At 72.8% G+C, this 18,956-nt stretch carries 11 protein-coding genes, 1 other RNA gene and 3 pseudogenes; 7 read left to right on the top strand and 8 right to left on the bottom strand.

The window, feature by feature from the left end; all coding sequences use genetic code 11:
- Nucleotides 1-39: 39 nt before the first annotated feature.
- From ACSMXW_RS07525 to ACSMXW_RS07510, 4 genes are all read left to right on the top strand, one after another.
- Nucleotides 40-609, top strand: coding sequence for a Uma2 family endonuclease (locus tag ACSMXW_RS07525; protein WP_485807878.1), 570 nt, complete (start codon nucleotides 40-42; stop codon nucleotides 607-609).
- A 201-nt stretch (nucleotides 610-810) separates the two neighbouring features.
- On the top strand, nucleotides 811-1,767 hold the full coding sequence (locus tag ACSMXW_RS07520) for an AraC family transcriptional regulator (protein ID WP_485807877.1): 957 nt from the start codon (nucleotides 811-813) through the stop codon (nucleotides 1,765-1,767).
- 259 nt (nucleotides 1,768-2,026) lie between these two features.
- On the top strand, nucleotides 2,027-2,455 hold the full coding sequence (locus ACSMXW_RS07515) for an ester cyclase (RefSeq protein WP_485804689.1): 429 nt from the start codon (nucleotides 2,027-2,029) through the stop codon (nucleotides 2,453-2,455).
- Between the two features lie 103 nt (nucleotides 2,456-2,558).
- Nucleotides 2,559-3,146 (top strand): TetR/AcrR family transcriptional regulator, encoded by a 588-nt coding sequence (locus tag ACSMXW_RS07510; protein ID WP_485804688.1) that lies wholly within the window; start codon nucleotides 2,559-2,561, stop codon nucleotides 3,144-3,146.
- 101 nt (nucleotides 3,147-3,247) lie between these two features.
- Here the strand turns inward: ACSMXW_RS07510 and ACSMXW_RS07505 are convergent, their stop codons facing one another.
- The 6 genes and pseudogenes from ACSMXW_RS07505 to ACSMXW_RS07480 form a co-directional block, all read right to left on the bottom strand.
- Nucleotides 3,248-6,592 carry a GH92 family glycosyl hydrolase gene (locus tag ACSMXW_RS07505; protein ID WP_485807875.1) on the bottom strand — a complete coding sequence of 1,115 codons (3,345 nt, stop codon included), beginning with the start codon at nucleotides 6,590-6,592 and terminating at the stop codon, nucleotides 3,248-3,250.
- Nucleotides 6,593-6,920: 328 nt separating this feature from the next.
- An RNA gene (rnpB, locus tag ACSMXW_RS07500) (RNase P RNA component class A) lies at nucleotides 6,921-7,328 on the bottom strand.
- Nucleotides 7,329-7,503: 175 nt separating this feature from the next.
- A pseudogene (locus ACSMXW_RS07495) lies at nucleotides 7,504-8,220 on the bottom strand (DMT family transporter); the annotation flags it as partial.
- 419 nt (nucleotides 8,221-8,639) lie between these two features.
- Nucleotides 8,640-9,337 (bottom strand): annotated as a pseudogene (locus ACSMXW_RS07490) (ATP-binding cassette domain-containing protein); the annotation flags it as partial.
- A 581-nt stretch (nucleotides 9,338-9,918) separates the two neighbouring features.
- On the bottom strand, nucleotides 9,919-11,034 hold the full coding sequence (locus tag ACSMXW_RS07485) for an NAD(P)/FAD-dependent oxidoreductase (RefSeq protein ID WP_485804687.1): 1,116 nt from the start codon (nucleotides 11,032-11,034) through the stop codon (nucleotides 9,919-9,921).
- 220 nt (nucleotides 11,035-11,254) lie between these two features.
- A complete protein-coding gene (locus ACSMXW_RS07480) occupies nucleotides 11,255-11,734 on the bottom strand; it encodes an ATP-binding protein (protein ID WP_485804686.1) in 480 nt (159 codons plus the stop codon).
- Nucleotides 11,735-12,241: 507 nt separating this feature from the next.
- On the opposite strand from ACSMXW_RS07480, the gene ACSMXW_RS07475 reads away from it, so the two are divergent.
- Nucleotides 12,242-12,493: a DUF397 domain-containing protein gene (locus ACSMXW_RS07475; RefSeq protein WP_485804685.1), complete on the top strand. Its 252-nt coding sequence runs from the start codon at nucleotides 12,242-12,244 to the stop codon at nucleotides 12,491-12,493.
- 106 nt (nucleotides 12,494-12,599) lie between these two features.
- Nucleotides 12,600-13,425, top strand: a pseudogene (locus ACSMXW_RS07470) (SAM-dependent methyltransferase).
- Nucleotides 13,426-13,522: 97 nt separating this feature from the next.
- On the opposite strand, the gene ACSMXW_RS07465 reads toward ACSMXW_RS07470, so the two are convergent.
- Both ACSMXW_RS07465 and htpG read right to left on the bottom strand, forming a co-directional pair.
- Nucleotides 13,523-13,732, bottom strand: a complete 210-nt coding sequence (locus ACSMXW_RS07465) for a hypothetical protein (RefSeq protein WP_485804684.1) — start codon at nucleotides 13,730-13,732, stop codon at nucleotides 13,523-13,525.
- A 260-nt stretch (nucleotides 13,733-13,992) separates the two neighbouring features.
- Nucleotides 13,993-15,927 (bottom strand): molecular chaperone HtpG, encoded by a 1,935-nt coding sequence (htpG, locus tag ACSMXW_RS07460; RefSeq protein ID WP_485804683.1) that lies wholly within the window; start codon nucleotides 15,925-15,927, stop codon nucleotides 13,993-13,995.
- A 511-nt stretch (nucleotides 15,928-16,438) separates the two neighbouring features.
- Between htpG and ACSMXW_RS07455 the strand changes: the two genes are divergently transcribed.
- A complete protein-coding gene (locus ACSMXW_RS07455) occupies nucleotides 16,439-18,415 on the top strand; it encodes a glycoside hydrolase family 6 protein (RefSeq protein WP_485804682.1) in 1,977 nt (658 codons plus the stop codon).
- The last annotated feature ends 541 nt before the right edge of the window (nucleotides 18,416-18,956 follow it).

The following is an 18,956-nucleotide window of genomic DNA, read 5'->3' as shown; positions in this document are numbered from 1 at the left end:
TCTGGCGAGCGACCAGGGAAGGAGCGCGACATGACGGCCATGCCGCACGAACCGCTCACGAAGGCGGAGGTCCTGCTGGACGGCTTCCTGGCGCTGGACACGCCAGAGGGCTTCCGGGCCGAGCTGATCGAGGGGGAGATCGTCGTGACACCGCCGCCGGACGGGGAGCGCGAGGAATACATCGGCCTGATCGTGGACGAGGTGGCCAGGCAGTCCCGGACCCGGATGCTGTCCGCCGGACATAAAGGGCTGGAGCTACCGAGCGCGAGCGGCTACCCCAGTGTGCACCTCATCCCGGACATCATCTTTGCCCCCCGCCATGAGCGGCCGTATCGCAATCACGAGTCGTGGATGCCACCCGACGGGCTCGCCATGGTCGTCGAAGTCACCTCCACGAAGCCGCGACGCGATCGGGAGGACAAGCGCCGCTGCTATGCCCGCGGCGCCATTCCGCTCTACCTCCTCGTGGACCGCGAGGCGACTTCTGTGACGCTGTTCAGCGAGCCCGAGGGGGCTGATTACCTCCAGCATTGCACCGTTCCGTTCGGCAAGGCGCTGGCCCTCCCCGAGCCCTTCGGCTTCCATCTGGAGACCGCCGACTTCCTCTGAACGGCCGGCCCGCGCCGACGTGGCCCTACGCGCGTCCTCCCCCCGCCGCCCCGGGCATGGCGGACCCCCGTCCAGGCGTTGCACCCTGGCGGCGGATGCGGCGAGCGGTGAGGTGAGCACGTGGGACGGGCGGGGGAGACGGCGCGGCGGGGCGGGCGGGAGCACGCCGTGTGGAGCAGGGCCGACCTCGGCGGAGACCAGGTGCTCGACCTGCTGACCGCGCGCTTCGACCGGCACCGCTACGCACCGCACAGCCACGCCGAGTTCACCGTCGGGGTCTGCGTCGGCGGCTTCGAGATCATCGACTACCGCGGTGGGAAACTGCACGTCGGGCCCGGCTCGATCGTGGTCCTCGGCCCCGGCGAGGCGCACACCGGACGCCCGGGGGCCGGCACCGGGTACGCGTACCGGGCCATGTACCCGGCGCTCCCGCTGCTCGCCGAGGGCACCCGGGGGCTCCCGCACTTCCGCGAGCCCGTCATCGACGATCCCGAGCTGGCGGCGGCACTGCGCGCGGCCCACACGGAGCTGAGTGACGGTCCCGGGGCGAGCCGCCCCGGTCGCGCCGGACCACCCGGACCCGCCGGGCTATCCGGACCCGCCGAACGCCCCGCACCCGCTGAGCCGGCCGAACGCCCCGGACCCGCCGAGCCGGCCGAACGCCCCGGGCCCGCCGGACGTGCCGAACCGGTGGTACCCGCCCCGCCCGCCGCCCGCCCCGAGCCGCTGGAGGCCGCGTGCCGGCTGCCGTGGCTGCTGACGGTCCTCGCCCGGCGGCACGGCACCGCGCGCCCCGCGAGCGACACGGTGCCCGGCGCCGGCCGGATCGCCCTCGCCGTCCGGGACCGGCTCGCCGACGAGTTCCTGGCGCCGCCCTCGCTCGCCGAGTTGGCCGCCTGCCTCGGCCTCTCCCGGTACCAGGTGCTGCGCGCCTTCCGGGACACCATGGGCATGCCGCCGTACGCATGGCTGGCCCAGTACCGCGTGGCACGCGCCCGGACGCTCCTCGACGCCGGGCACCGGCCCGCGGAGGCCGCCGGCCTCGCCGGCTTCGCCGACCAGGCCCACCTCACCCGCTGGTTCCGCCGCGTCCTCGGCATCACACCGGCGGCCTACCGCGCGACGGTCCTGCCGACGGCACCCGGCACCCACCGCTGACCCCCCACCGACCGCTCCCCTCGCCACTGCCGCCCCCTTGCCGCCGTCACCAACCCATCGGCCGTCCCCACCCCCTCCCGCCGCCGACCCTTCCCGCCGCCGGACCGGCGTCCACCGCCCGGCCGATGCCCATGGCCCGAGCGGCGCCCCCGCCCGAGCCGCTCCCACCCCGGGCGGGGCGGATTGTCATCCGGTCCGGCGGCCGGCTATGTTTGACAGCACTGTCAAACATAGCTGCGCAGAGTGACCGGAGGCAGGCATGGCGTACTCGAACTCGGCCGAGATCGTGGAGGCGTTCTGGAGGGACGTGTGGAACGCACACGACCCGGACAGGGTCGACGACTTCGTGGTGGAGGACTTCGTGATCACCAACGCCGGTGAGCGCATCGAGGGCCGGGAGAACTTCAAGGCCTGGATCAGAGCGTTCCTGAAGCAGGTCGACGACTTCCACCTGGAGGTGCTGGAGACCTTCCAGAACCACGACGGGAGCAGGGTCGCCTCGCGGTGGCGCATACACGGCAGGAACAACGGCATCCTGGGCACCGAGCCGGACCAGCGGCCGATCTCCTTCACAGGGACGGCGGTCTGGGCGGTGAGCGAGGACGGGAAGCTGCTGCACAATTGGGTGGAGCGCGCCTCCCATGAACTGTTCCGGCGCCTGAGCCGGCCCTCGCCCACGGCGGGCTGACGTCGGCCGCGCAGGCACGGAGCGCACGGAGCGCACGGGACGCGCGCGTGGGTGAGGTCGCCCCGGGCAGCACAGGGGCCAGGGGGCCGGTGGAGGGAGTCAGGTGGCCGGCGTACGCCGATTCGACGAGCGCGACGTGCTCAGCCGTGCTCTCCAGGTCTTCGGGACCCACGGGTACCGCGCGACGTCCATGCTGGACCTCGCCGCGGGCACCGGTGTCCAGCGCGGCTCCCTGTACCACGCCTACGGCGGCAAGGAGCAGATGTTCCTGCGGGTCTTCCGCGAGTACGCGGAGGAGTTCCTCGCAGCGGCCGCGCGGGCGCTGCGGCAGCCCGGCAGACGCGCGGCGCTGCTGGCCTTCTTCGACCACTGCGTCCGGACGTTCACCGCCGGCACGCCGTCGCGCGGCTGCCTCTCCACCAGGACGGTGGTCGACACCAGTGTGGAGGTCCCGGAGGTCGAGGCCGCGGTGCGCACCTTCCTGGACGACCTGGAGAAGGTCGTGCACGACGGCCTGGCCGCGCTCGGCGACGGCGACCTCACCGTCGACCTGCCGGCCGCGTCCCGCCTCGTGGTCACCACCACCCGCGGCCTCGCCGTGATGGAACGCGCCCACTACGAGCCCGACCAGCTCCGCGACATCGCCGCCACCCTCGTCACCGCACTGACCGGCGGGGCCACGGGGGAGTGACGGCCGCGGCCGCCGAAGCCCCGTGGCCCGGCACACCCCGGCACACGAAGAACGCGCCTACGACCCCGCGACGGGGCCGTAGGCGCGGGAGGTGCGGGGTGTCAGGACATCGCGACGGAGAAGACGTGGAGCACGCCGCCGTCGGTGGTGTCCGGCAGGGCCACGCTGGCGAGCCGGGCGCCGGCCTTGAGGGGGATGGGCACGGTCTGGAAGATCTCCGTGCCCACCGGGTCCCTGCCGCCGCCGGACGCGTCGCGGTACTCGGTGTGCAGGGCCACCGTGTTGCCGAACGACGGCTGCTGGGTGCCGCCGCCGAGCGTCCAGTCGCTGAACCCGAGCGTCGCCTGCTGCGTGGTGCCGTCGGTGTAGGTCAGCGTGATGGTGCCGCTCGCCCGGCCTTCCGCCGCGCTGCCGAGGAAGCTCAGCTCCGTGGCGCCGGCGGAGTCGGCCTGGACGTCCAGCACCTGTCCGCCCCCCACCACCTCGATGTTGTCCGGGTCGCCCAGGCGCACGTCGGGCCACGCGAAGTCGAACCCGCCGGACGACACCGTGCCGCCGGGCTTCGCACCGGCCGCCGCGAGCGCCGCCGCCGAGTAGCTCCAGCCCTCGCCGTCGAAGTTGGCGCGGGGGTCGGTGTCGTCGGCCGAGATGCCGGTGCTGTTGAGGTTCCACAGCATGCTGTTCTCCGGCGCGAGCGTCACCGCGAGGGACGTCTTCGGCAGTGCGGTCGAGCCCGACGTCAGGGACAGCGGCACGGTGAAGAAGCCGGGCTCCGTCCCGGCGGGCGCGGAGACCGACAGCGCCGCCGTCGCGGAGCCGCCCGCGGGCACCGCGATGTCACCCTCGGAGGGCGTCACCGTGATCCCTTCCGGCGGGTCGGCCGTCCAGTGGACGGTGGCCGCGGAGTCCTGAAGCGACTGCACCTTGACGGTGGCGTGCACCGCGGCGCCGCCCGGCTCGGCCTTGACCGTGCCCGGAGTCGTCCCCGTGAAGAACGGCACGCCGCCCTGCTGGAACGACGGTGGCGCGTCGTCCTTCGCGCTGCCCCAGGAGGTGTTCGGCTTGCTGCCGAGCGTGAAGTCGAGCGTGCCGCCGTGCGTGACGAACGACGCGGGCACCCAGGGCTTCTGGGACGGCCTGCCGTTCATCCGCAGTGACTGGATGTACGTGTTGTCCGCCGACGCCTCGGGCGCGTCGACGGTGATGGTCCTGCCGTGCCCGGTGTGCACCACCGCGTGCGGGAACAGCGGCGCGGAGAGCACCATGTCGGCGCGGCTCGGGATCTGCGGGTACATGCCGAGGGCCGAGAACACGTACCACGACGACATGGTTCCGGCGTCGTCGTTGCCGGGGATGCCGCCGGGTGTGTCGGTCCAGAGCTGGTCCATCTCGGCGCGGACCGTCTCCTGCGTCCGGTACGGCTTGCCGAGGTAGTCGTAGAGGTACGGGGCGTTGATGTCGGGCTCGTTGGTGGGGTCGTAGCGGGTGTCGTCCTTCGCCGAGAAGTCGAAGCTGCCGTCCGGGGTGCGGAAGAACGCGTCGAGACGCCCGGCCGCCGCGTCGTCGCCGCCCATGGCGCGGGCGAGCCCCGCCACGTCGGAGTAGACCATCCAGGTGTAACGGGCGCTGGTGCCCTCGACGAAGCCGCTGCCGGTGCCCGGCGTGAAGGTGCCGGCCCAGCTGCCGTCCGCGTTGCGGTCCCGGATGTAGCCGCCGTGCTCGGTCGCGTTCGGGTCGAAGACGTTCATCCAGTTGTTGGAGCGCTCCAGGAACGCCCCCGCCGTCTTCGTCCGGCCGCGCTGGGCGGCGAGTTCGGAGATGCCGAAGTCGGCCGCCGCGTCCTCCAGCGTCTCGGCCGCGCCGCCCCAGCAGTGGCAGCCGTCCGCGGGGACGTAGCCGAGCTTCAGGTACTGGTCGAGGGCCGGGCGCTGGCCGACGCACTCCACGTTGCAGCCCGCGCTGTCCGAGTCGTTGGCGGTGGGCACGGTGGCGGCCTTCACCAGCGAGTCGAGGGCGCCGTCCACGTCGAAGTCATGGCCGCCGAAGGCGTAGATACCGGCGAGCGCCGCGTCCGAGGGGTCGCCGGACATCACGCTCGTCTTGCCGTTCTCCAGCAGCCAGCGGTCCCACTCCCCACCGCGCTGCCGGGCATAGTTGTACAGCGACTGCGCGTAGTCGCTGCCCGTCCTGGGCGACAGCAGGGTCATCAGCTGGACCTGGGCACGGTACTGGTCCCAGCCGGAGAAGGTGCCGTACTGCGCCTGCTGGCCGCGGCCGATCCGGTGCGGTTTCCGGTCCGCGCCGAGATAGCGGCCGTCGACGTCGCTGGTGAGCGTGGGCTCCAGCATGGAGTGGTAGAGCGCGGTGTAGAACGTCGTGCGCGTCTCGTCGCTGCCGCCGCTCACCTGGATCTTGCCGAGCTGCCCGCGCCAGGCCCGCTCGGCCTGGGCCCGGGTGGCGGAGAAACTCTGCCGGGGCGGGTTCTCCGCCCTCAGGTTCGCCTCGGCGTTCGCCTCGCTGACGTAGGAGATCGCGACCTTCGCCTGCACGGTGCTGGTCCCGCCGGGGAACGTCACGTACGCGCCGGAGCCCTTGCCCGCCACCGGGTTTCCTGACGAGCTGTACCCGGTGCCGCCGGACGCCGACGCGGAGCCGGGGGCGAGGGTGCCGTCCTGCCAGGTGCCGAAGGCGGCGAACGGCGTGTCGAAGTGGGCCGTGAAGTAGAGGGTGTAGAGGTCGTGGCGGTTGTTCGGACTCTGCGGGCCGCAGAAGTTGCCCGCGGTCACGGAGCCGGTCACCGTGTGGGCCGCCGCGTCCACGTGGACGGTGGCGTCCGTGGACCCGCTCTCCGAGTTCGACGTCCTGAAGAGCATGCTGGCCGGCTTGTCCGCGGGGAAGCCGAACCGGCCGGTTCCGGTGCGCGGTGTGGCCGTCAGCTCGGCCGTCGCCCCGCTGGCCAGAGAGACCTTGTAGTAGCCGGCCGCGGCGGTCTCGTCGGCGTGCGAGAAGTCGGAGGCGTAGGTCTTGTCGGCGGTGTCCGCGGTGGGCGAGGAGTCGACCGTGCCGACGTACGGCATGATCGGGATGTCCCCGTTGGCGCCCGAACAGCCCACACCGTTGAGGTGGGTGAGGCTGAAGCCGCGGATCCTCGTGGCGTCGTACTGGTAACCGCCCGGGGCCGGCGTCGCCGCCTGGTTGCCCCGGGAGTTCTGCGGGCTCCAGGCGAGCATGCCGTACGGCTGGACGGCGCCGGGGTAGGTGTTGCCGGCGTTCGACGAACCGATGAGCGGATTGACGTACCTGACGGGGTCCTTGACGGCTGCCGGGCTGCCCGGCGCGGCCGACGCCGAGGCCGGCGCGGCCCCCGCGAGTGCGGCCCCGAGCGCCGTGACGGCCGCCACGGCGACCCCGGCGAGGGCTCTGCGCCGGGCGCGGGGCCGGTGCATGTGTGGGTTTGGCACGGTTCCTGCCTTCACATGACTTAGACAACGTTGTCAGCAAGTGATCAGGATCGTCCTCTGGGGGGTGGTGGGGTGTCAAGGTCCCGTCGCCGTGGAGGCATCGGGGTGTGGGGCTCCGGCGTGAACGCGCGTCCGGGGTGTGCGCGGCTTCGGCGGGAGGGGCGCCGGGGGGTTCCGGGCGGGTGCGTCCGCCCGGTGGGCGACCCAGTCGCACCGCGCCACGGGGGGCCCACCGCGGCACGCCCGATGGACGGGTCTGTGGCCCTGATCAGGGCGAGGGAGGGGCGATCGGGGCCACAACGAAGAGGAACGGCAGACGAGTCGGGCTGTACGCCGGGTTCTGTGGCCCCGCGGCCTCGCGGTCGTCGGGGCGACGGCCATCCATCTAGGGCCGGTGTTGCCACCGGCCTCAAGCGGTCTACCCGCGGACTCGGGCGGGCCGCCCTCGATCGTCCGCGCAGGAGCACCGGGGTGCTCCCTCTTGACCTTGCTCCAGGTGGGGTTTACCTAGCCGCCTGGGTCACCCCAGGCGCTGGTGGTCTCTTACACCACCGTTTCACCCTTACCGGGGACCGAGGCCCCCGGCGGTCTGTTTTCTGTGGCACTGTCCCGCGGGTCACCCCGGGTGGCCGTTAGCCACCACCCTGCCCTGTGGAGCCCGGACGTTCCTCGGGGAGCCGCCCCGTGAGGGGAGACTCCACGCGGCCGTCCGCCCGGCTCGTCTGCCGTGTCGTCCATGGTACCCGCCGTGCCCGGCCCGCCCCGCCGGCCCGCGGTGTCCGGACGCCCGCGGATGCCGTGCCCGGGGGCGGGCCGGCGGTGCGGGCCGAGGCGGTCGCCAGGAAGGAGCCCAGGAGGATGAGCGCGAAGGCCGCGAGGACGCCCGGAGTGAGCGGTTCACTAAGGAGGGTGACACCCGCCGCGACGGCCACGGCCGGGTTGACGTAGGTGAAGACCACCGCGCGGGTCGGCCCCGTCTCCCGTATCAGCTCGAGGAAGGCCACGAAGGCGAGCGCGGTGCAGAACACGCCCAGGCCCGCGAGCGAGGCCCACACCTCGGCTCGCGGCGCGGTGGACGGGCGGTCCACGAGTGCGGCCGGTGCGTACACGACGGCCGCCAGCGTCAGGCAGGGCGCGATCAGCTGGAGCGTCGGCACCGGCTTCAGATGGCGGGCGACGATCAGCGGGGCGATGGCGTAGCCGACGGCCGTGATCAGCACCTCGGCGAGGGAGCGGGCGTCGGCGCCGGTGAGGTGGGGCGCGGTCAGCACGGCGACGCCGGCCAGCCCGAGGCCGAGACCGGTGCGGCGGCGGGCGTCGAGGCGCTCGTGCTCGCCGAAGAGGCGGGCCAGGACGACGCCCAGGATCGGCACGGCGGCGATCAGCAGCCCGGCCGTGGAGCTGGAGAGCCGGCGTTCCGCGTCCGTCAGCGTCCACCAGGGGACGATGATCTCGGCACAGGCGAAGGCGGTCATGGGACGCCAGTGAGCGCGGACCACCCGGGGCAGGGCGCCCCGGCGGAGGGCGAACGGCAGCAGGAGCGCGGCGCCCAGGGCGCAGCGCGTGAAGACGACGGTCGAGGGGGAGATGTCCCCGACCGCCACTTTGATCATCAGGTAGGGGATTCCCCAGAGGACGCTCATCAGGGCGAAGAGGAACCAGCCGCGTGCAGTCATGGGAGCAGCTTGCGTGGGGGCGCGGGGGGTGTCTTGAACGGGGTTGCGCGGGCCGCGGCCGCGCGGCGAGCAGCTGGTCGCCGGGTGGTGTGGGGCGGGGTGCCCTTTGTGGGACGGGGGTGCCGCTACGGGAGGGGGTGCGCTGCCGGACGGGGGGTGCCCCTGCGGGAGGGGGGCGCCTCCGGGGCCGCGGTGATCCCGCGGTTCCGCGGGGGCGGTCGGGCACTTCCGCCGGCCGGCTTCGGGTCCGCGGCGGGGTTCGGCCGGATGCCGGCGTCCGGGGTTCTCCGCGGCGGGGGTGAAGGGGGCCGTCAGGGCAGGTGTAGTTCGCGTTGTGACCAGCGGTGGCGGAGCCAGCGGTCGTGGGTGGCGAGGACGATGGCGCCGGGGCCGGGGGTCAGGGCCTCCTCCAGTTCGTCGCAGAGGCGGGGGGAGAGGTGGTTGGTGTGGTGGGCTCGTCGAGCAGCAGGGCCGCCGGCCGCCGCACCAACAGCGCGGCCAGGGCGAGCCTGCCCCGCTGCCCGCCGGACAGCGAGGCGAGCGTCCGCCTGTGCGGGACGCCGCCGAGGCCGAGCCCGGCGAGGACGATCTCCGCCCGCCGGTCGGCGTCCCAGGCCTCCCGCGCCTGCGCGCGTTCCAGTCGTTCGCCGTAGGCGTCGAGCAGGGCTGGGTGGTCCGGCGAGTCCTGCGGGGTCCCGGCCAGCGCCAGCGAGAGCCGCTCCAGCTCCCCGAGGTCCTCGCGGGCCTCGCGCAGCGCGTCGTCGAGCACGTCCGCGAGCGTCGACGCGGGGTCGTGGGGCATCTCCTGGTGCGGGAAGCCCAGGTCGGCAGGGCGTGTCACGGTGCCGGAGTCCGGCTCGTCGACGCCCGCGAGCAGCCGGAGCAGGGTCGACTTGCCGGCGCCGTTCTCACCGACGAGGCCGATCCGGTGGCCGGGCGCGGCGGTGAGCGAGACGCCGTCGAGCACCCGGCGGGTGCCGAGGGTGCGGACGAGATCACGGGCGAGCAGAGCGGATTCCCGCCCCGGGGCGGCTTCGTGCGCCCGGGGGGGCAGGGGACGTACGGGTGACGTGGGACGTGCGGGGGCCGTGAGACATGGGGGAGACCTCGGGAGTCGGGCGGGCGCGGCCCCACGTACGCCGGTGCTCCGCCGGGAGGACGGGACGCGGCACCGGTGCGGCTGCACTCCGCCGGAAGGCGGATCAGGGGACGACGACATGGCCACGGCGGCGGCGCTCCTCGGCGCCCGCCGGTGGCCGATCACCTTCCGGGATCACCCGGAGATGTCGTCGTCACCCGCCATGTCGGCTCTCCTTCGTCCTGTGGTCGTCCCGCGCACGCCCACACTGGTGGTCCCGCGCACGCCCACACTGGTGGTCCCGCGCACGCACGCACCGGTCGCCCGGCTCGCCCAGGCACCGGTCGCCCGGCTCGCACGCCCACGGCCGTCCCATTCGTGCGCCCACGGCTGTTCGCGTGCTCACGCCGCCGTCCGTGTCCTCGCACGACCGTCCGCGTGCTCACACCGCCGTCCGCGTACGTACCGCGGCCGCCCGCGGGCGGCACACGTCGTCCCGCGCACTCGCCACGGGCCGGGGCAAGCCGAGCCGAGCCGGGCCGGGCGCGGGCGGGGTCTCAGGTGCGGGGGCGGTTCAGCAGGTCGTTCGCGTACGGCAGGGCGAGGGTCCTGCTCTTGATGGCGGCCGTCGCACGGTCCCCGAGGATGGCGCTGCCACGCCCCAGGATGGGGAAGAGGGTGGCTCCGGCCTCCGGGCCGAAGGGCACGGAGAACGCCCGCAGCGGGGCGGGCCTGTAGGCGCGGTACTCGCCGGCGTGCCGGCCGCCGCGGTCGAGGTAGGTGCGGATGTTGTGGGCCGCCGCCGAGCCCTGGGCCATGGCGGTGGGGGAGAGCTTGGCCTCGGACACGTCGTTGACGTCGCCCACGGCGAAGACGTCCTGCCGGCCGAGGACCCTCAGGTGGTCGTCCACCTTCACCCGGCCGTCGGCGTCCAGCCAGTCGCCGCGCCCGGCCAGGCGCAGCCACAGGGTGTTGGGGGTGGTGCCGGTGGTCCAGAAGACGACCTCGGCGTCGAACGGCGTCCCGTTCTGGTCCCGGAGGCTGCTGGAACCGCCGCCGGTGTAGGCGATCACGGTCCGCAGGTGGACCCGGACATCGTGCTTCTCGAGCCAGGAGAGCGCCCGGCGGCCGAGTCTGCGGCTCTGGGTTCTGGAGAGCAGGAAGGGGCCGGAGTGCGCGAGGGTCACCCGCGCCTCGGGCCGGACCCGGCGCAGCTCCGCGGCGAGCTCCACGCCGGAGGGGCCGCCGCCCACGATGAGGACGGTGCGGGCGCGGGCGGCGCGGAACTGGTGGGCGTGGAAGGCCTCCGCGGCCTGTGCCACCGTGGTCCCCGTGAACCGCGCGGGCTCCTGGTAGTCGGCACCGGTGGCGATGACCAGGACGTCGTAGGGGACCTGGTGCCCGCTCTGCAGCACCACGAGACGCTCGGCGGTCCGGATGCCCACGGCCTTGTTCAGCACCGTCCTGCCGTGCTGGAGCAGTGAGTTGTAGGGGATGAACGGCGCGGTCGTCCAGGACTCGTCGACGCTCGCCCGCAGGGAGGCGATCCGGTGGAAGAAGACCTCCTTGCCGTCGATCAGTGTGACGTCCGCGAAGTCGTCCAGTTCCCGGGCCACCTTGACCCCTGCGTATCCGCCGCCTATGACGACGACCCGGCGCTTGGCCGTGTCCATATTCCGATCCTCCATTGACGCTGCGCGCATGCCGCTCGGCCTGTGCACCGTGGACTTGCCACGTGCATCATCAATGGACGGCGCGGTTTTCTTCCCGGTTTCCGGTGCTCCGCGTGTCGTTGTACAAAGCCTTCACTCGGCTACCAAGTCTTCACGGAGCTGACCGAAATCCGTTCCTTGACGAGGGACCGGGGACGGAGATCACACGGTCGGCCGGACCTCAGGACGGATACGGGACCACGCCGAACGGGGAGAGACCGCTCGCGAGGGCCGCCCAGACGGTGTTCCCGCGCGTGAATGCGGAGGGCTCGACTCCCCACTCCTTGGCGATGTGCTCCACGAGCAGCAGGCCGCGTCCGTTTTCCTCGTCGAAGTCGGGACGGCACGGCAGCACGCTGCACGGCGTGCTGCCGTGGTCGTGCACCTCCAGGTGGACGAGGCGGTCCGTGGTGAGCCCGACACAGCACAGTATCCGGGCGCTTGGGGTGTGGCAGACCGCGTTGGTGACCAGCTCGGAGACGATCAGTATCGCGTCGTCGAGCACCCTCTCGGGCAGTCGCCACGCGCGCAGCTTGTCGCCGATCGTACGGCGGGCCTCACGGACTCCGGCCTGGACGGCCGGGAGTTCGAGCCAGTGGACCCGGTCCGTGCGGTCACCGCCCAGGAGCTGGGGGCAGGGGAGGGAGGTGAGAGGGGGCACGGTTGTCGCCTTCCGCCGGGGGACGGGTGGTGCGAGGGGGAGTGGGGGCCGAGCCATGGGAGCGGTGTCGGGGGCCGCGGCGGGGCTCGGGTGGCGCAGGAGCGGGCGGCCGACCTCGGTCGTGGGTGCGCGCCATGTTCCGCTTGCGGCAGGGCAGTTGCCGTTGACATGGCTCTCGAAGAGATCGGTCACATTGCCACTATGCTTGCTGCCGCAATCAACCTGCAAGCTCCCTCCTGATAATTTCAGCAAGCCCGTATCGGTCTGGTGTCATCAGCAAGTACCTGACAGACTCGAACGGGTGACAGCCACTCAGGAGTGACGGCTGTTGCCGAAGCCTGCACACGTGCCCGGGCACCCGTGCGTCCAGGGTGGCCGCACCCCGTCCCGGGCCTGCTCGGACCCACGCATACGCACGGGCGGTGCCGCCCGCCGCGTCCCGATGTCCCCGCTCACCCCGGCCAAGGAGAGCGAGGCCTTCTCGACCCGCATGCGCAAGGAGTACTCATGACGATCGACAAAGGCGGCATCTACAACGGCATGCCGGCCATGGACCTCGGCGAGCACGACTGGGAGTGCCCCTGGAGCGGCCCCACGGGCGGTCAGTGCGTGGAGACGAAGCGGCTCCCCGACGGCCGGGTGGCGATCCGGCAGTCGACCGACCCCGCCGGCCCCGCGCTGATCTACACGGTGGAGGAGATGACCGCGTTCGTCACCGGGGTCAAGAACGGGCTCGCCGATCACCTGACGGCCGGCTGACCCGCGCACCCACCGGGCGCGCCGCGGGCCTGCCGCGTCCTGCCGTGCCTGGCATGGCAGAGCATGGCACCCGCACGTCACGGCAGAGCACGGAGAGGGGACACCGATGGCCGACTCGCCGGCCGTGGGGGACATCGACACCGGCAGGCCGCACTCGGCCCGGATGTACGACTACTACCTGGGGGGCAGGAGCCACTTCGACGTCGACAGGGCGGCCGCGGAGGGGGTCGCCCAGGCCTGGACCGGGGTCTTCGTCTGCGTCCGGCACAACCGGGCGTTCATGCACCGGGCCACCCGCGTCCTCGCGCGTGAGCACGGGATCCGGCAGTGGCTCGACCTCGGCTCGGGCATCCCGACCGAGCCCAACCTCCACCAGGTCGCCCAGGGGGTCACCCCCGAGGCCAGGGTCGTCTACGCCGACCACGACCCCCTCGTGCTCAGCTACGCCGAGACCCTGCTGCGGGGCGCGCCCGAGGGCCGCACCGCCTACCTCCACGCGGACGTGTCCGACCCCGGCGCGCTCCTGAACGCCCCGGAGCTCTCCCGGGTGCTCGACCTCGCACAGCCCGTCGCACTCTCCCTGAACGCCCTGCTGCACTTCCTCCCCGACGACCGGGACCCGTACGGGATCGTCGGGCAACTGATGGACGCCCTGCCGTCGGGCAGCGCCCTGGCACTGACCCATGGCACCCCCGACTTCGACCCCGAGACCCTGGCGGAGGTCGAGCAGATCTACGTCACCGGCGGTACGCCCGTGCGGTTCCGCACCAGGAACGAGGTCCGGCGCTTCTTCGACGGCCTCGACCTGCTGGAGCCCGGCGTCGTGGTGTGCCATCGCTGGCGCCGTCCCCGTGGCACCGGGCGCCGGGCCGGCCGAGGAGCCCGCCGACGCGGAGATCAGCCTCTGGTCGGGCGTGGCCGTCAAGCCATGAACCCGGGGGCCGCGCGGTACCCGGCTCGCACCGGCCGGGTACCGCGCGGCACACGCCGTGTCAGCCGGAGCGGCGCCTCATCCGGCGGAGTAGCGGATCATCCGGCGGAGTAGCGGATCATCCAGTCGTTCTCCGGATTGCGGCCGAACTCCGGGTCGTGCGGCGCCTCCGCCGGGGTCTCCTCGACCATGTCGGACGGCTCGACACGGCGGGGCAGCTTTCCGAAACGCGCCGCCCTGATCGCGGCCGCCTCGTCGCGCGGCTCGGGGCCCCCGGGACGGGCCTGACGTTCATTGCGCGCTTCCATGGCTGCTCCCGCGGGTTCGGCGGTGATCCGATGCAGAAAAGCGTACTGCGGGGGTCTGCGCGGGATCAGGGTGCATTCCTTACGAATGTCTGACGCGGTTCCGTGCCTCGGCACGTGCCGGTGACGTGCGGCGGTGACGCCGGTGCGGCTCGTCGCCGCCGCGCCGGGGACCCTGTGCGGGCGGCACGGTGGTGCCCCGGCGGGAGGCCTGTGTGGGGCGGCACCAGGGCGCGCCCCACACGGCGCCGGAGCACCCGGCGCTACAGCGTGCGCTCCAGGCGGTCCGCCATGAGCTTGGTGAAGCGCGCCGGATCGGGTAGCTCACCCCCCTCGGCGAGCAGCGCCAGCGCGTACAGCAACTCGGCCGTCTCGCCCAGGGCGGGATCCTCGGCGCGCTCGGCGTGGGCCGTGCGCAGGCCGGTGACCAGGGCGTGCCCGGGGTTGAGCTCCAGGATGCGCTTGACGTGGGGCACGTCCTGGCCCATGGCCCGGTACATGCTCTGCAGCGCGGGCGTCACATCGTGGGTGTCGGAGACGATGCAGGCAGGGGAGACCGTGAGCCGGGAGGAGAGGCGGACCTCCTTCACCTCCTCGGACAGCTGCTTGGTCATCCACGACAGCAGCTCCGCGTACTCCTCGCGCTGCTTCTCGCGCTCCGCCTTGGCGTCGCCCTCCTCGTCCTCCGCACCGAGGTCGGCCTCGCCCTTGGCGATGGACCGCAACTGCTTGCCGTCGAACTCGGGCACGGCATCCACCCAGACCTCGTCCACCGGGTCCGTCAGCAGCAGGACCTCCAGGCCCCGGTCCCGGAAGGCCTCCATGTGCGGTGAGTTCTCGATGGCCGCGCGGGACTCGCCCGTCATGAAGTAGATGTGCTGCTGGCCCTCTTTCATACGGGAGACGTACTCCTGGAGGGTGGTCGGCTGCTCGGCGTCATGGGTCGTGGCGAACGAGGAGACCGCGAGGATCGCGTCCTTGTTCTCGAAGTCGCTGAGGAGCCCCTCCTTGAGGACCCGGCCGAACTCCCGCCAGAACGTCGCGTACTGCTCCGGGCGCGCGGACATCATGTCCTTGACGGTGGACAGCACCTTCTTCGCCAGCCGCCGGCGCATCAGCTCGATCTGGCGGTCCTGCTGGAGGATCTCCCGGGAGACGTTCAACGAGAGGTCCGCCGCGTCCACGACGCCCTTCACGAAGCGCAGGTACTCGGGCATCAGCGCCTCGCAGTCGTCCATGATGAAGACGCGCTTCACATAGAGCTGCACACCGCGCTTGTGGCCCCGTGTGAAGAGGTCACCCGGCGCCCGGGAGGGCAGGAAGAGCAGGGCCTGGTACTCGAAGGTGCCCTCCGCCTGCATGCGGATGGTCTCAAGCGGGTCGTTCCAGTCGTGGCTGATGTGCTTGTACAGCTCGTGGTACTCGTCGTCGCTCACCTCGTCACGGGAGCGGGCCCACAGGGCCTTCATGGAGTTGATCGTCTCGGGCTCCGGCGGCGCGCTCTCGCCGCCCTCCGTGCCCTCCTCGCCCTCCTTGGGCCCGGCGGGCTCCGCGGCCATCCTGATGGGCCAGGTGATGAAGTCCGAGTAGCGCTTGACGATCTCCCTGATCTTCCAGGGCGAGGTGTAGTCGAAGAGCTGGTCCTCGGCGTCCACCGGCTTGAGCGCGAGGGTGACGGACGTGCCCTGCGGGAGGTCGTCGACCCGCTCGATCGTGTAGGTGCCCTCGCCGCTGGACGACCAGCGCGTGCCGCTGCTCTCGCCGGCGCGGCGGGTCAGCAGGGTGACCTCGTCGGCCACCATGAAGCTGGCGTAGAAGCCGACACCGAACTGACCGATCAGGCCCTCCGCGGACGCGGCGTCCTTGGCCTCCCGCAGCTCCTTCAGGAAGGCGGCCGTGCCGGAGTTCGCGATGGTCCCGATGAGCTTGACCACCTCGTCGTACGACATGCCGATGCCGTTGTCCCGCACCGTCAGGGTGCGGGCCTCCTTGTCGGCCTCGATGGCGATGTGGAGGTCGGACACATCGGCGCCCGGCGTCTCGTCGCGGAGTGCTTCGAGGCGCAGCTTGTCCAGCGCGTCGGAGGCGTTGGAGATGAGCTCACGCAGGAAGACGTCCTTGTTCGAGTAGATCGAATGGATCATCATCTGCAGGAGCTGGCGCGCCTCTACTTGGAACTCGAACGTCTCCGGCGGCATAACCTCGATTCCTCTCGTGTCGCCCGCTGGCGGATGGCGCCCGCTGGCGGATGGCGGTCGTGGGCACTGTAGATCAACGGTCCGGCCCATAGGTCCGGTTCCCGTCCCCGCGTGCCATGTCCACCGCGCGCCCGCCATGTCTACCGCGCGCCCGCCACGTCCACCGCGCGCCCGCCACGCACGCCGTCCGCCCGCCACGCCCGCCGCCCGCCACGCACGCCGTCCCCGCGTCAGGCGCGCCGTCCGCGCCCCGAGCCGCCCCCAACCTGGTGTGAATGCGGGTGGAGAAAGTGTGAACGCCGCTCTATCCGGCGGGGTGGTCGGACTGTTAGCTTCACATGGGAGCGCTCCCAAGCCCCGCCTCCACTCTGCTGGGGCCGGGGGTGCCGTCCCGTGGGGCGTGCGCCAGAGCCCCTGTTCGCCCGCACCGACGCCGTGCCGCTGGGCGAGGGTGCGGTTGCTGCATCGATCCTTCTCCGGTCCGACCGGCCGGGCGAGAAAGGACACCACCATGCACTGGAAGAGACGTTGGCAGGCGCTGGCCCTGGGGTCGGCGTTATTCGTCGGCGCGGCGCTCACCGTGGCGTCGGGGCCGGCGAGCGCGGCGGAGCACGCCGCCGCGGCCCGCGTGGACAACCCGTACGCCGGCGCGAAGGCGTACGTGAATCCGGAGTGGTCGACCCACGCCGCCGCGGAGCCCGGCGGGAGCGCGGTCTCCAAGGAGCCGACCTACGTCTGGCTGGACCGCATCGCCGCGATCGAGGGCGTGAACGGCGGCATGGGCCTGCGCGACCACCTGGACGCCGCCCGGAGCCAGGGCGCCGACCTGGTGCAGCTCGTCGTCTACGACCTGCCGGGCCGGGACTGCGCCGCCCTCGCCTCCAACGGCGAGCTGGGCCCCGACGACCTGACCGCCTACGAGCACGACTACATCGACCCGATCGCCGACATCCTCTCCGACCCCGCGTACGCCAACCTGCGGATCGTGACGGTGATCGAGCCCGACTCGCTGCCGAACCTGGTCACCAACGCGAGCGGCCAGGCGGGCGCCACGGCCGCCTGCGCTCAGATGCTGCAGAACGGCAACTACGTCAACGGCGTCGGCTACGCGCTGGCCACCCTCGGCGACATCCCCAACGTCTACAACTACATCGACGCCGGGCACCACGGCTGGATCGGCTGGGACACCAACCTCGTGCCGTTCGCCCAGATGGCCCACAAGGCGGCCACCACCTCCGGCGCGACCCCGGCCGACGTCGCCGGGTTCGCCGTCAACACCGCCAACTACAGCGCCCTGAAGGAGCCGTACTTCACCGTGACCGACACGGTGGCGGGCGCGAGCGTGCGGCAGTCGAAGTGGGTGGACTGGAACCAGTACGTCGACGAGCAGTCGTTCGCGCAGGGCCTGCGCTCCGCCGCGGTGTCCGCGGGCTTCGACCCCGGCATCGGCATGCTGATCGACACCTCGCGCAACGGCTGGGGAGGCACCGCCCGCCCCGCCGGGCCCGGACCGTCCAGCAACGTCGACTCCTATGTGGACGGCGGCCGCATCGACCGCCGCACCCACCCCGGCAACTGGTGCAACCAGTCCGGTGCGGGCCTGGGGGAGCGGCCGACCGTGGCGCCGGCGGCGGGCATCGACGCCTATGTGTGGATCAAGCCGCCGGGTGAGTCCGACGGCGCGAGCGAGGCCATCGACAACGACGAGGGCAAGGGCTTCGACCAGATGTGCGACCCGACGTACGGGGGCAACGCACGCAACGGCAACAGCTCGACCGGTGCCCTCCCCGACTCGCCGCTGGCAGGGCACTGGTTCTCGGCGCAGTTCCGGCAACTCCTCGCCAACGCCTATCCGCCGGTGAACGGCGGCGGTGGCGGCGGTGGCACGGACACCCAGGCGCCCACCGCGCCGACCGGGCTGCGGGTCACCGGCACCACCGCCGCCAGCGCTTCGCTGTCGTGGACGGCGGCGAGCGACAACGTCGGCGTCGCGGGCTACCTCGTGTACCGGGGCGGCACCCAGGTGGGCACGTCCACCACGACCACGTTCACCGACACCGGCCTCACGGCGGCCACCGCCTACACGTACACCGTCAGGGCGCGGGACGCGGCCGGCAACACCTCCCCGGCCTCCGGCTCCGCCACCGCCACCACGGCCTCCCCGGGCGGCGGGGGCGGCGGCAGCGGCGCCTGCACGGCCGTCTACCACGTCGACAACGACTGGGGCGGCGGCTTCACCGCGACCGTCACCCTCACCAACACCTCCACCGCCTCGCTGCCGGCCTGGCAGGTGGCGTGGAGCTGGGCGGGCAGCCAGAAGGTCACCAACTCCTGGAACGCCACCGTCACGCAGTCCGGCCAGTCCGTGACCGCGCAGAACGCCGCCCACAACGGCAGCCTCGCGCCCGGCGCCAGCGCCTCGTTCGGCTTCCAGGGCAGCTACTCGGGAGGCAACACGGCTCCCATCCCCACCTGCACCGTCCGCTGACGAGCGCGCCGGGCCGGGCCCGCGCCGCCGGAGGCGGCCGGTGGCGGGCCCGGCGCGACCTCGCCCTCGCCCGGCCGCGGCCGTGATCCCCACCCGGCCGCGGCCGGTTCCGCCCCACCAGCGTCACCCGGCTTCCGAGGCCCGGCCCCGCTCCCCTGGTCCGGCCCCGCCCCGCGGCCCGGCCTCCCCTCGCCGGACGCCGCACGGTCGCGTTCCCCGCGGACGGTCCCGTCCCTCCGAGGACGGCCCGGCGCCCGAGGAACGGGCCCCTGCCGCACAGGTCCTGCCATCCGTCCGCCGCGGCGGGCAACCGCAGGCGGAAGGGCCGGGCCCTTGGCCCCGGTTCCCCCGTTCCCCCGTTCCGCCACGACGGCGAGCCGCCACGCCCAACGGGACCGGCGGTGCCGAACCCGGCGAACGCCCCTGGAGACACCCCGGATGAAGGCACCCGGGGTGCCGGGCCCGACGCCCCCTCACAGGTGTGCCGCGCACGGCAGGCGCCCGCCGGGGCAGGCGAGAGAGCCCCCACCGGGTCACGGGG

Source organism: Streptomyces sp. DSM 116793, assembly GCF_057320905.1.
This window is presented reverse-complemented; position numbering and strand designations above follow the sequence as displayed.

What these genes read in the sequence shown, in the direction of transcription:
- ACSMXW_RS07465 (WP_485804684.1), bottom strand. Translation starts at nt 13,732, where the DNA reads ATGGAAGCGCGCAATGAACGTCAGGCCCGTCCCGGGGGCCCCGAGCCG.
- ACSMXW_RS07485 (WP_485804687.1), bottom strand. Translation starts at nt 11,034, where the DNA reads ATGGACACGGCCAAGCGCCGGGTCGTCGTCATAGGCGGCGGATACGCA.
- ACSMXW_RS07455 (WP_485804682.1), top strand. Translation starts at nt 16,439, where the DNA reads ATGCACTGGAAGAGACGTTGGCAGGCGCTGGCCCTGGGGTCGGCGTTA.
- htpG (WP_485804683.1), bottom strand. Translation starts at nt 15,927, where the DNA reads ATGCCGCCGGAGACGTTCGAGTTCCAAGTAGAGGCGCGCCAGCTCCTG.
- ACSMXW_RS07475 (WP_485804685.1), top strand. Translation starts at nt 12,242, where the DNA reads ATGACGATCGACAAAGGCGGCATCTACAACGGCATGCCGGCCATGGAC.
- ACSMXW_RS07525 (WP_485807878.1), top strand. Translation starts at nt 40, where the DNA reads ATGCCGCACGAACCGCTCACGAAGGCGGAGGTCCTGCTGGACGGCTTC.
- ACSMXW_RS07515 (WP_485804689.1), top strand. Translation starts at nt 2,027, where the DNA reads ATGGCGTACTCGAACTCGGCCGAGATCGTGGAGGCGTTCTGGAGGGAC.
- ACSMXW_RS07505 (WP_485807875.1), bottom strand. Translation starts at nt 6,592, where the DNA reads ATGCACCGGCCCCGCGCCCGGCGCAGAGCCCTCGCCGGGGTCGCCGTG.